This is a genomic window from Gymnodinialimonas sp. JB5-7 (genome assembly GCF_055693405.1).
The window spans coordinates 960,734-972,379 of the sequence record NZ_JBVFUX010000012.1 but is presented as its reverse complement, the minus strand read 5'-3'; the positions used below and the strand labels follow the sequence as shown (position 1 = coordinate 972,379).

General features: G+C 60.7%; 12 protein-coding genes and 2 pseudogenes. 6 read left to right on the top strand and 8 right to left on the bottom strand.

From position 1 onward, the window contains the following. Positions 1 to 369 carry a hypothetical protein gene (locus ACZ1HK_RS13180; RefSeq protein WP_472629090.1) on the top strand — a complete coding sequence of 123 codons (369 nt, stop codon included), beginning with the start codon at positions 1 to 3 and terminating at the stop codon, positions 367 to 369. After that, complete coding sequence (locus ACZ1HK_RS13175) at positions 353 to 2,197, top strand: ATP-binding protein (protein WP_472629089.1); 1,845 nt, start codon at positions 353 to 355, stop codon at positions 2,195 to 2,197. The genes ACZ1HK_RS13180 and ACZ1HK_RS13175 overlap by 17 nt, the downstream gene beginning before the upstream one ends. On the opposite strand, the pseudogene ACZ1HK_RS13170 reads toward ACZ1HK_RS13175, so the two are convergent. Then, positions 2,194 to 3,208 (bottom strand): annotated as a pseudogene (locus ACZ1HK_RS13170) (asparaginase). The gene ACZ1HK_RS13175 and the pseudogene ACZ1HK_RS13170 overlap by 4 nt on opposite strands. 172 nt (positions 3,209 to 3,380) lie before the next feature. Here ACZ1HK_RS13170 and ACZ1HK_RS13165 point away from each other — a divergent pair. From ACZ1HK_RS13165 to rlmN, 3 genes and pseudogenes are all read left to right on the top strand, one after another. Then, a complete protein-coding gene (locus ACZ1HK_RS13165; protein WP_368476903.1) occupies positions 3,381 to 3,914 on the top strand; it encodes an invasion associated locus B family protein in 534 nt (177 codons plus the stop codon). Next, a complete protein-coding gene (locus ACZ1HK_RS13160; protein WP_472629088.1) occupies positions 3,889 to 4,422 on the top strand; it encodes an invasion associated locus B family protein in 534 nt (177 codons plus the stop codon). Before ACZ1HK_RS13165 ends, ACZ1HK_RS13160 begins: the two co-directional genes overlap by 26 nt. 163 nt (positions 4,423 to 4,585) lie before the next feature. Beyond that, positions 4,586 to 5,768: pseudogene (rlmN, locus tag ACZ1HK_RS13155) on the top strand (dual-specificity RNA methyltransferase RlmN). A 71-nt stretch (positions 5,769 to 5,839) separates the two neighbouring features. On the opposite strand, the gene ACZ1HK_RS13150 reads toward rlmN, so the two are convergent. From ACZ1HK_RS13150 to mtgA, 7 genes are all read right to left on the bottom strand, one after another. Beyond that, positions 5,840 to 6,025 (bottom strand): hypothetical protein, encoded by a 186-nt coding sequence (locus tag ACZ1HK_RS13150; RefSeq protein ID WP_472629087.1) that lies wholly within the window; start codon positions 6,023 to 6,025, stop codon positions 5,840 to 5,842. Between the two features lie 191 nt (positions 6,026 to 6,216). Further along, a complete protein-coding gene (locus ACZ1HK_RS13145) occupies positions 6,217 to 6,402 on the bottom strand; it encodes a hypothetical protein (protein WP_368476899.1) in 186 nt (61 codons plus the stop codon). Between the two features lie 288 nt (positions 6,403 to 6,690). Continuing rightward, the gene (locus ACZ1HK_RS13140; RefSeq protein WP_472629086.1) at positions 6,691 to 7,092 is read right to left on the bottom strand and encodes a L,D-transpeptidase family protein; all 402 of its coding nucleotides are present in this window, start codon (positions 7,090 to 7,092) and stop codon (positions 6,691 to 6,693) included. A gap of 144 nt (positions 7,093 to 7,236) precedes the next feature. Then, complete coding sequence (locus ACZ1HK_RS13135) at positions 7,237 to 8,094, bottom strand: SDR family oxidoreductase (protein WP_472629085.1); 858 nt, start codon at positions 8,092 to 8,094, stop codon at positions 7,237 to 7,239. Continuing rightward, complete coding sequence (gene queG / locus ACZ1HK_RS13130) at positions 8,091 to 9,122, bottom strand: tRNA epoxyqueuosine(34) reductase QueG (RefSeq protein ID WP_472629084.1); 1,032 nt, start codon at positions 9,120 to 9,122, stop codon at positions 8,091 to 8,093. The genes ACZ1HK_RS13135 and queG overlap by 4 nt, the downstream gene beginning before the upstream one ends. Beyond that, the gene (fzlA, locus tag ACZ1HK_RS13125; protein ID WP_472629083.1) at positions 9,119 to 9,784 is read right to left on the bottom strand and encodes an FtsZ-binding protein FzlA; all 666 of its coding nucleotides are present in this window, start codon (positions 9,782 to 9,784) and stop codon (positions 9,119 to 9,121) included. The genes queG and fzlA overlap by 4 nt, the downstream gene beginning before the upstream one ends. 51 nt (positions 9,785 to 9,835) lie before the next feature. Beyond that, entirely contained in the window at positions 9,836 to 10,588 is a 753-nt protein-coding gene (gene mtgA / locus ACZ1HK_RS13120) for a monofunctional biosynthetic peptidoglycan transglycosylase (RefSeq protein WP_472629082.1), read from the bottom strand. Between the two features lie 96 nt (positions 10,589 to 10,684). Here mtgA and speB point away from each other — a divergent pair, with 96 nt between their 5' ends. Continuing rightward, positions 10,685 to 11,635 (top strand): agmatinase, encoded by a 951-nt coding sequence (gene speB / locus ACZ1HK_RS13115; protein ID WP_472629081.1) that lies wholly within the window; start codon positions 10,685 to 10,687, stop codon positions 11,633 to 11,635. Positions 11,636 to 11,646: the final 11 nt, after the last annotated feature.

Sequence of the window (11,646 nt, the reverse complement as noted above, 5' to 3'; positions counted from 1 at the left end):
ATGACTTCGAGCAGCATGATGGAGCGTATGGCGCAGGAGCGTCGCGCCCGGCTTCAGGCCGAGCAATTGCTCGCCCTGCGCTCGGAGGAGCTGTACGAGGCCAACCGCAAACTCGCCGAACATGCCGACGCGCTGTCGCACCAAGTCATTGAGCAAAGGGAAGAAAACGAAAGCCTGCGTGGCATCGCCACTGAGACTGAAGCGAAGCTGGAGGTTGTCACGGAGCGGGCGGTAACAGCGCAGCGGCGTTTGTGGGACGCGTTGCATGCCACCGATGATGGCTTCGCCATCTTTGACCGTGATTTGCGGCTGGTTGCCGCAGATCCTGCCTTCTTCGGGGCCTTTCGATGGGGTGGGCGATGTTTCTGAGGGGGCAACCTATGAGGCGATTCTGCGGGTTGCTGTCGATGAAGGCATTGTCGACCTGCAGGGTGTCGCGCCCGAGGATTGGGTTGATCGGATGATTGCCCGTTGGGAAATGAACCCAATCCCGCGTGTCGACATCAAACTGTGGAACGGGGCCTTCATCCGCCTTGACGACAAACAGACCCCGCAGGGCGATTTCGTCTCACTTGCTGTTGATATTACCCCCAATATCCGCCGCGAACGGCAGCTTCGCACGGCCCGTGATGCAGCCTTGGCGGCGAGCCGCGCGAAATCCACGTTCCTTGCGAATATGAGCCACGAGATCAGGACGCCGATGAACGGCGTCGTCTCCATGGCGGAGCTTTTGCGCGAAACGGAGCTGACCGAAGATCAAAAGATCTATGCCGATACCATCCGGAATTCCGGTGAGGCTTTGTTGGTCATCATCAACGATGTGCTCGACTATTCGAAGATCGAGGCTGGCAAGCTTGAGCTTAGGTCCGAGAGCTTTGACCTGAACGCGATGGTGCTTGAGATTTTCCGCCTGTTGCGTCCGGGGCTTGAGGGAAAAACCGTCGAGTTGCGGCTGGACTACGATATCTTTCTGCCAGAACGCATGATCGGCGATCCGGGCCGGGTGCGGCAGGTTCTGACCAATTTGATCGGCAACGCGATCAAGTTCACCGAAGAAGGGCACGTTACTGTGCGGGTGATGGCCGGGCTTCCTGCCGAAGCGCCGGGCGCGCTCAATCTGCAGGTGATCGTTGAAGATACCGGCATCGGCATCCCGCATGAAAAGCAGGCCCACGTCTTTGGTGAGTTCAACCAAGTGGAGGAAGAGGCCAATCGCCGCCATGATGGGACGGGCCTTGGCCTGGCGATCTCGCAGCGGCTTGTGAAGCTCATGGGTGGTTCGATGTGGCTGCAATCCGAGCCCGGACATGGGGCTGCCTTTGGCTTTGATATGGCCCTGCAAGAAGACCCTAGTGCGCGGTTAGAGCCTGTTGCGGGCCTACCGCCGGATCAGGCGCGTATTCTGCTGGTTGGTGGTGCGGGTGAGACGACTGACTTGATCATGGATGCGCTGACCCGACTTCACGCGGAAGCGTCACAGGTTCGGCGCGTGCCGTCTGAGAAAGATCTTGATGGAACGCAGGCGGTTATCCTGTGTGACGATTCTGTTCCCCCAGAAGATGTAGGTGCCGCGCTGGGCGCTTACGGGTTCAAAGGTGCTTTGCTGCGCGTTGGCGACACATCGGATCAGGATGATGGATTTGTTCCGTTCCAAGCGGATATCGCCTTGGCCGATTTGCGCGCCCTGTTGCTGCCGGTGCCACAGAACCCCGATGAAGCAGTCGTACCGGAGGAGATTTCAGGCCCTGGCGACGAAACGCCCGAAGTGCTGGCGGAGGACATGCCTGCAGCACCTGCGAAGCGCCGGCTGCTGGCGGCAGAAGACAACAAGACCAATCAGTTGGTCTTCAAGTCGATGATCAAGGGCCTCGATCTGGATGTTGAGATTGTAAACAACGGCGCAGAATTGTTGGAGGCGTTCAAAGCCAATCCGCCGGATCTGATCATGACGGACATCTCAATGCCCGAAATGGATGGCCTTGAAGCTGCGCGGGCCATCAGGGCCGAAGAGGCTGCGCAGGGCCGGCCGCGTGTCCATATCATTGCCATGACCGCCCATGCGCTCGACGGCGACAGAGAGCGTATTCTTGAAGCCGGCATTGACGACTACATCACCAAACCGCTGAAAAAGCCGGTGATCCATGCCAAGATTTCCGAGGCGCCCAACCCCGGCGAGGGCGCCCAAAGTGCAGCCTAGGGCCGCCACGCCGCCAGATCGTGCACCACTTTGTAGTGACCTGTCTCAACATCACGGCGGTTCCGAATGGGTCCGTGTGTCAATTCTTGAAACACCGGATGCGCCTGATCCAGCACGCCGATATTGGCAAGGATCTGCGCGAGCGCTGCCTCGGACCCGCGCGTCGCGCCGTCGCTGATCTTGAGCGCTACGCCCATTTTGTGCTCAGGGATGATCGCGAAAAAGACCCCCTCTGCCCCGGTTTTGACAGCGGCACCTTTGCCCATGGTACGCATAAGCCGGGTGCAGGCGCGGCCTTCGCCGGCAACAAGATCCGGATGCGCCATCATCGCGTTTCGCAACCTGACCATTGCGTCCTGCCGGGCCCCGCCACCGGGCTTTGCGGCCGCGAACCGGGCCATCGCGCGGGCAAATCCGGCAAGCGATCCGGCAAAGTTCGGGGCCGAGCAGCCGTCAATCGCGTAGTCGCTGACATCTTCGTCTGTCACGCCAGCCGTCGCATCCGCGATGGCGCGCTGAACCGGGTGATCCGGGTCGATATATTCCGGGCCTGCGCCAAGATGCTGCGACAGGGTCAGAAACCCGGAATGCTTGCCAGAACAGTTGTTGTGCCGCTGATCCGACGCGGTATGGCTGCAAACCAAATCGTTGCGGGCGGAGAGGTCGGATGGTTCTTGCGGGCCGCACCGCAGGTCGGCCTCGCTCAACCCAAGGTCTGACAGCCATCGCGTCACGCGGTCGGTGTGGATCGCCGCCCCGTTGTGCGAGGCGCAGGCCAGTGCCAGATGTTCAGGCGTCAATCCCGCCGCCGTCCGCAGCCCCACTTTCGATCAGGGGAAGGGCCTGGATCATCTTCGCGGAGGAGCGTGGCAGAACATATGCCTCAGCATCGCCCCACGCGCCGATCATCCCGGCGTCGTCATGCCAAATCACCGCGTGCCCACGGTGCACGCATTCGCGGATCGGGCCGCGATGGACCTCAACCAGCGGCGCATCAGCCGTTTCAGCCATCCGAATCCCTCCCAATCCCTTCACAACCCGGCAAATTTCCGCCGCCGGGGCTTTTTTCAGCGAACCGTTTAAGCTAACTTGCCGATCAGTAACGGTCGGACGCTTGACACTTTAGTGACCCAAAAAAGGGCGCCGACCAGAGGCAGACCAGGGGCTGGAGGCTCTGACATTCATGAAACAATATCTTGCTGGTCTTCTGGCGGGCGCATTCTTCATTTCGGGGACCGTTGCGTTTGCACAGGAAGGCGAAGAATCCACAAACCGAGTGAATGCTGAAACCGATTGGTCGGTATTCGTCGAAGATGACCCCACGCAATGCTGGGTCGTGTCCACCCCATCGGAAACCGTGAACACCCGCGACGGGCGTGTTGTGTCGGTCCGCCGGGGTGAGATTTTGATGTTCGTGTCGTTCTGGCCGGGGCAGGAGCGTCTTGGTGAAGTCAGCTTCACGGGCGGCTATCCCTTTGCCGATGGCTCCACCGTGTCGATCGAGATTGGCTCATCGACTTTTGAGCTGTTCACCGAAGGCGAAATGGCTTGGGCCGCATCGCCGCAGGACGATGACCGCATCATCACCGCGATGAAGCGCGGCGCGGAGGCTGTGCTGACGGCGCGGTCGTCGCGTGGCACCCAGACTCAGGACACATTCAGCCTGCTGGGGTTCACTGCCGCTGTTGAGGATGCCGAAGCGCGCTGCGGAAACTGATCCGGTGCGCGCCAGCCTTCTTTGCGGAATTGCCCTCGGTCTGAGCGTCGGGCCTGCGTTTGCGCAGGGCCAGACGGCGTGGTCGATCTACGTGCAGGAAGACCCGACGCAATGCTGGGTGACATCTGTTCCGGCTGGCACAACGGCAAGCCGGAACGGCGAAGACGTCACCGATGCGATCAACCGGGATGAGGCGCTGTTGTTCATCTCGTTCTGGCCAGCGGACGGGCGGTTGGGCGAGGTCAGTTATACGGGCGGCTACCCCTTCGCAAACGGCAGCACCGTGACGATTGCGGTGGGTGAGGCGACGTTTGAATTGTTTACCGAAGGCCCAATGTCATGGGCCGGGTCGCCTGCATCGGACGCGCGCATCATTGCAGCCCTGCGCACTGGCGCCGAGGCGGTCGTGACGGCCGTGTCCGGGCGGGGCACCGAGGTTGTCGATACCTTCAGCTTGACCGGCTTTACCGCTGCCATCGAAGATGCGGAAATCCGGTGTAGCAACTAAATCAGAAATGCAAAAAACTGAATCACCTAACCCCGCCTGAAACCTTCAGTTTCAACGGGTCAGGTGATGAGGAATGTTCCACGATATTTGCATTTCGATATGGGCCATTTGCGTGGGCGCGTTGCATCCTATATGTCAGCGCGACTTCCCGAGGATTTTCACCATGACCGCCACTGCGCCCATCACGCAAGACGTCGCCACGATCAAACGCAAGCTGCCCGAAGGCCCGATCAACCTGATCGGGTTGACCCGTGATGGCTTGCGCAAAGCGTTGATCGAGGCTGGAACGCCTGAGAAGCAGGCCAAGATGCGCACGGGGCAGATCTGGCAGTGGCTCTACCAGAAAGGCATCCGCGATTTCGCGGCCATGACGAATCTGTCCAAGGATTACCGTGCCATGCTGGCCCAGACCTTCGTGGCAGAGGTGCCCGAGGTTGTGTCCAAGCAGGTCAGCGCAGATGGCACGCGCAAATACCTGGTGCGGATCGCCGGTGGGCACGAGGTTGAGGTTGTCTATATCCCAGAGGTCGATCGCGGAACGCCTGTGCATCTCCAGCCAGGTTGGCTGCACCCTGACCTGTTCGTTCTGTCATACCGGCACGCAGAAACTGGTCCGCAACCTGACGGCGGGTGAGATCATCGGCCAGGTGATGCTGGCCCGCGATGATCTTGATGAATGGACTGCCGAAGGCGTTGGATCAGACGCGAAGCCGCGCCTTGTGTCGAACATCGTGCTGATGGGCATGGGTGAGCCGCTCTATAATTTCGAGAATGTGCGCGACGCGATGAAGATCGCGATGGACCCGGAAGGGATCAGCCTGTCTCGCCGCCGGATCACGCTGTCGACCTCTGGCGTGGTGCCCTGAGATCGCGCGCACCGCGGAAGAGATCGGCTGCCAACTGGCCGTGTCAGCTTCCATGCCACCACGGATGAGGTGCGCGACAAGCTTGTGCCAATCAACAAGCGCTGGAATATCGAAGAACTGCTGGATGCGCTGCGGACCTACCCGAAAGCGTCCAACAGCGAGCGGATCACGTTTGAATATGTGATGCTGAAAGATGTGAACGACAGCGACGAGGATGCACGCCGTCTTGTGAAGCTGATCCAGGGCATTCCCGCCAAGATCAACCTGATCCCGTTCAACGAATGGCCCGGCGCGCCGTATGAGCGGTCGGATTGGGAGCGGATCGAACGCTTTGCCGATATCGTCTACAAGGCGGGCTATGCCTCGCCCATCCGCACGCCGCGCGGGGAAGACATCATGGCCGCCTGCGGGCAGCTCAAATCCGCAACCGAACGCGCGCGGAAATCGAAAAAGCAGATCGAGGCGGAAGCAGGGCTTTAGGCCGCTCCTCCAAAGAAAAGGCGCCGCCCGAAGGCCGCGCCAATCCAATTCCGTACCGTGATCCGTTGGGATCAGGTGTGGTGCAGTGCCAGAACCAGCAGCAGAACGGCGATTGCGGGCACCAGGATGCCGCCAGCCGAGGAGCCTGTGTCGTCGACAACGACAACGGGGTCGATGACGGCGGGTTCAACGTAGCCGCCTGCGAAAGCGCCGGTGGCGACAACGGTCAGGGCAGCAGCAAGTGCGAGCTTCTTCATTTTAGTCTCCTTGCCAAATTTCTTTGGCGGGTTTGCGTGTATATGCCTCATGCCTATCCGGACTGGCTTTCAGGCTGCAACTAGGAAAGTGCGCGTGCGATTACGTGCCGCAAACCTGTTGCAAAAAAGAAATGGCGCCACCCTTGCGGGCAGCGCCAATTCAAATCGTGATACCACGTGATCCGTTGGGATCAGGTGTGGTGCAGTGCCAGAACCAGCAGGAGCACGGCGATGGCGGGCACCAGGATGCCGCCGGCCGAGGAGCCGGTGTCTTCAACGATGACCACGGGCTCGATGACCGCGGGTTCAACGTAGCCGCCTGCAAATGCGCCAGTGGCGACAACAGACAGAGCAGCAGCGAGAGCAAGTTTCTTCATAATATCCTCCAAGATACGCCCCTTTTGTACACAATGCACAGGTTAGGGCACCCAAGACTGTACCTCGTGTTCATGTTTAACCAGCAACCCTGTGCGAATGCAATGGCGGGAAAATCGGCGGTTGCCATCGAAATCGCTTGTGTCGTCAATTTGGCAACACTTCCGGGCCTCGGGCGGCACAATGGCGCTCAAAATGCCGCCAGTCTGAATTTGATGGCGCAAAAATTCAGCCCAGACGGGTGCTGAACGCAAGCGAATCAAGGGTTTGGTGTCGATTCGCCGCCTGGCTCAGGGGTGAATCATGATCGGGGTGCCGTTTTGCACCATCGAATAGATTTGGCGCATTTCACGGTTCGGAACGGCAATGCAACCGACGGTCCAATCATCGATATTCCGGAACGGACGCGGTGTACCGTGAATGAAAATATCGCCTCCGGGGTCCACACCGGCCTCCCGCGCGCGGGCAATATCTTCGGCATTGGGGTAGCTGATCCCGATGGACAGGTAGAAATCGCTGTTGGGGTTGCGACGGTCGATGAAATACTCGCCCTCTGGCGTTCGCCCATCGCCATACTCGAATTTGTGGCCTTCCGGCGCGAAGCCAAGTTCAATCTCGTAGCTTTCAAGCACTTCTTCGCAATGGAAAAGCGACATCAGGCGTTCGTTCTTCCACACAACGACCCGCGTCACCTCCGGCCCGTCTTATTCGGGGAAGCGCGAACAGGCCGCGACGGGCAACAAGGCGGGAATGGCAAGAAAAGCGCGACGATCCATGACGACTGCTCGATCTAGGTTTTTCCGCATATATACACGAATCTTGGCCGTGCGCGAGGCTCAGCTTTCCGATTCGGTCGCAAGCAGATGCGACAGGCCTGTCCGATAGTCGGGATAGCGCAGGCTGACGCCCAACTCCGTCTTGATCCGCGTGTTATCGACCTTCTTGGATTCGGCGTAAAAGCTGCGCGCCATGGGGGTCATGTCCGCGTCTTCGAATGGCACCGCCGGTGGCACCGGTAGCCCGAGAAGCTCGGCCGCGTGGGCAATGACATCCTGCGGTGGGGCCGGGTCATCGTCGCAGACATTGTAAGCGGCCCCCGGATTGGGCCGGTTGATGGAGGCAAGGACCGTTTGCGCAATGTCCTCAACATGGATGCGGCTGAACACCTGGCCTTCCTTGATGATCCGCCGTGCGGTGCCGTTGCGCACTTTGGCAAAGGGCCCGCGCCCGGGCCCGTAAATGCCCGCCAAACGGAAGAAATGCACCGGCAGGCCATGGTTCTGGTGCAGCGTCATCCAGTCAGCCTCTGCATCGATCCGCGCCTGCCCCCGCTTGGTTGAGGCCTGTAGCGGCGTCTCCTCCGTCACCCAGCCACCGCCATGGTCGCCGTAAACGCCTGTGGTGCTTAGGTAGCCCACCCATTTCAGATGCCTTGCCGCGGCAAACGCCGTGCGCAGGTCCGTCAGAACAGGATCGCGTCCGTTTTGCGGCCCGGCCGAGATCAAGACATGGCTCGCCCATTCGATATGCGCGGCCATATCGGTGCCGGGGAACAGCAGCGGCGTAACGCCGTCACGGGCGATTGCGCCCAGCTTGTCAGGTTTGCGGGTGGTTGCGCGCACGTCCCACCCGCCCGGCAAGGCCAGGGCGATTGCCCGGGACGAGAAGCCGTAGCCAAAGATCAGAAGTCTCATGTCAGCCTTTCTACTGCCCAACGCGCCGCGTCAGCGACCGCTGCGTCAGGATCGTCCAGCAAACGTCGCGCGGCGTCCGCCAGCGCAGGCTCCCCGGAATTCCCGATGGCGTAAAGTACGTTCCGCACGAAACGATCCCGCCCGATCCGTTTGATGGGCGAGCCAGAGAAAAGCGCGCGAAACGCGGCATCATCCAGCGTCGCCAGCTCAGCCAGCTTTGGCGATTGCAGCTCTGGCCGTGGCGCGTAGCGCATGTCGCGCGCGGTCCGGGCGAATTTGTTCCATGGGCAGACGGCCAAGCAATCGTCGCAACCATAGATGCGGTTGCCCATCTTGGCACGCAAATCCGTGTCCACCGGCCCCTTATACTCGATCGTCAGATAAGAAATGCACTTGCGCGCATCGAGTTTGAACGGGGCGGGGAAGGCGTCCGTCGGGCAGATGTCGAGGCACGCGGTGCAGCTGCCGCAGTGCTCCGCCTCCGCCGTATCAACGGGCAGCTCCACCGTCGTGAAGATCGCGCCGAGAAAGAACCAATTCCCCAGATCGCGGGCGAGAAGATTAGTGTGTTTCCCCTGCCAACCCAGACCCGCCGCTTGCGCCAACGGCTTTTCCATCACCGGGGCAGTATCGACAAAAACCTTGATCTGCTCACCTGGGGCCTGCTCCAACAACCAGCGCCCGACACGCTTGAGGCGCTTCTTCACTAGGTCATGATAGTCTCGGTTCTGGGCATAAACGCTGATCGTGGCGCAATCGCGTGCCTCTAAGGCGTCCAGCGGGTCCACCTCGGGCGTATAGGGTTCGGCCAGCATGACAACCGACTTTGCCTCTGGCCACAGCACATCCGGCGCGCCGCGCCAATGCATCCGCTCGGCCATCCAGCCCATCTGTCCATGGTATCCCGCGCTTACGAAATCGGCCAAACGTTCTGCGATCTCTGGCACGGCGTCTGGCCGGCACACACCCATCTTTGCAAATCCGGCCTCAAGGGCCTCCGCACGCAGGGCGTCTTTCAGGTCACTCAAAAGTCGAGGTCGGCGTAATGCGCCGGTTGTGGGAAGCCGAAGATCTGATCCGCAAGGATCGACCGGAACGCCGGCCGCGATTTCACCTTCGCATACCAATCCTTGACCGGCGCGCTCAGGCTCCAATCCACGTCCGAGATATAGTCGAGGCACGACAGCTGCGCAGCGGCCGCGAAATCGGCCATTGTCATCTGGTCCCCCGCCAGCCAGCGGCGATGATCCAGCAGCCAGTCCATATACTTGATGTGGAATTTCACGTTGGTTGCGCCCGCTTTGACGTTGCGTCCGTCCGGGTAGCCTGACCGCATCAGCTTCTTGTGCACCCGTTCATGCACAAGATTGACGGTCACTTCCTTGTGGAACTTATCGTCAAACCACGCCATCAGCCGCCGCACTTCGGCCCGTTGGGCGGGGTCCCGCGGCAAAAGCGCAGGGTCCGGCACCGTTTCTTCCAGATATTCGCAGATCGCCTGACTGTCGCTCAACATCATGCCGTCGATCTTCAGCACCGGAACCTTGCCCGCCGGATTGCGGCGCAGGAATTCGGTTGTGGGTTCCCAATACGTCTCTTCGACGAGCTCCACCTCGATCTTCTTCTCGGCCAGCACAAGCCGGACCTTCCGGCAAAACGGAGAAAGAGGGAAATGATAGAGGCGGTTCATTCAGCTGCTCGGTCTGGTGTGCGTGTTCTTTGGCGGCTTGGATCGGAAAAATCAATTCGCAAAGCAATCATCCCGCCCATCGGCGCGGATCGTTGCCGCCCCGTTCGCGATGGACCGTGCGCGGCGATCCACGCTGCTGGATGGCGCGCTTGCATTGCGTTGTTGCGGGTTGGGCAGAACGGCCGCCAGAAGGGAGGCCTGGCGCTCGGTCAATTCGGCTGCCGAAACCCCGAAATGATGCTGCGCCGCGGCCTCTGCCCCAAACACACCCGGCGCGAATTCGGCCACGTTCAGGTAAACTTCCAGCACACGCCGCTTGGGCCAGATCAACTCCATCACCGGGGTAATCGCCGCCTCCAGCGCTTTTCGCACCCATGATCGCCCATGCCACAAAAACGCATTCTTCACCGTCTGCTGGCTGATGGTCGATCCGCCCCGCGCCGCGCCATCGGCGATGGCATCGCGGATGGCTGACATATCAAAGCCCCAATGCAGGCAGAAATTCGCGTCCTCCGCCGCCACAGCGGCCCGCGCCAGATGCGGAGAGATCTCTTCCATCGGAACCCAATCGCGTTCCAATGCCCCGCCCAAGCGCGCGCGTTCCTGCAACATGTAAATGGTCGTTGGCACCGGCACGAAGGCATAAAGCACGATCCACACCAGCATCAGCGCCACGGCCCCCAAAACCCCACGCCAAAGCCAGCGTCGGAACGTCTGCGCCCAACGCCGTGCGCGCGACTCGGTCTTTGTCTTCCTGGTTTTTCGTGTGCGCTTCGCCAACTCGGCCCATCGACTCCTGCTCATCTTTGTTCCTCTAAATATGCCCGCCGGAGGCTCCCGCACCAGCCCTGCACGAAACATCCGCTTGAAGGCGCGACCTTACCGCCGCACTTTGCCGCCATGTCACATGGTTACGAATCCGGCCGCCTGAACCTGCCCTTCGTGGGCATCGCCACCTTTGGCAAATACGAATACGTTCCCGATTGGTCCAAGATCGACGCGGATGTCGCTGTCCTTGGCGCGCCCTTTGATTTCGGCACCCAATGGCGGGCAGGTGCGCGGTTTGGGCCGCGTGGCATTCGCGAAGCGTCCACACTATTCGCCTTTGGTCATGCCGGGGCCTACGACCATGAGGACGACGTCACCTATCTTGGGCCAGGCACGAAGATCGTGGATATGGGCGATGCCGACATCATCCATACGGATACCGAGGCCTCTCACGCGAATATCGAAAAGGGCGTGCGCGCTGCGCTGGCCGCCGGTGCCATGCCCGTCACGCTTGGCGGTGATCACTCGATCAACATCCCCTGCATCCGCGCCTTTGCAGATCGTGGCCCGATCCACGTCGTGCAGATCGACGCGCATCTCGACTTTGTCGATGAACGTCACGGCGTCCGCCACGGCCACGGCAACCCAATGCGCCGCGCAGCCGAGCAGGATCACGTCACGGGTCTCAGCCAGTTCGGCATTCGCAACGTGAGCTCCACCGCCAAGGAAGGCTACGAGGATGCGCGCGGCTTCGGGTCCGACATTCAATCTGTCCGCCAGATTCGCGCCATGGGGGCCGAGGCCGCTGCGGCCCGCGTGCCACAGGACGTTGACCTCTACATCACGATCGACATCGACGGCTTCGACCCGTCCATCGCACCGGGTACCGGCACGCCGTCTCACGGCGGGTTCCTTTACTATGAGGTGCTGGAATTCCTCGCCATCCTGGCCAAGCGAGGCCGGATCGTCGGCGTGGACCTAGTGGAGGTTGCGCCGGATTATGACCGCGACGGAACAACCGCGATCCTGGCCGCGCAGCTTTTGTTGAACCTGATTGGCCGCATCCTGCACGCGAAGTCGTAGACCGGGCCTAG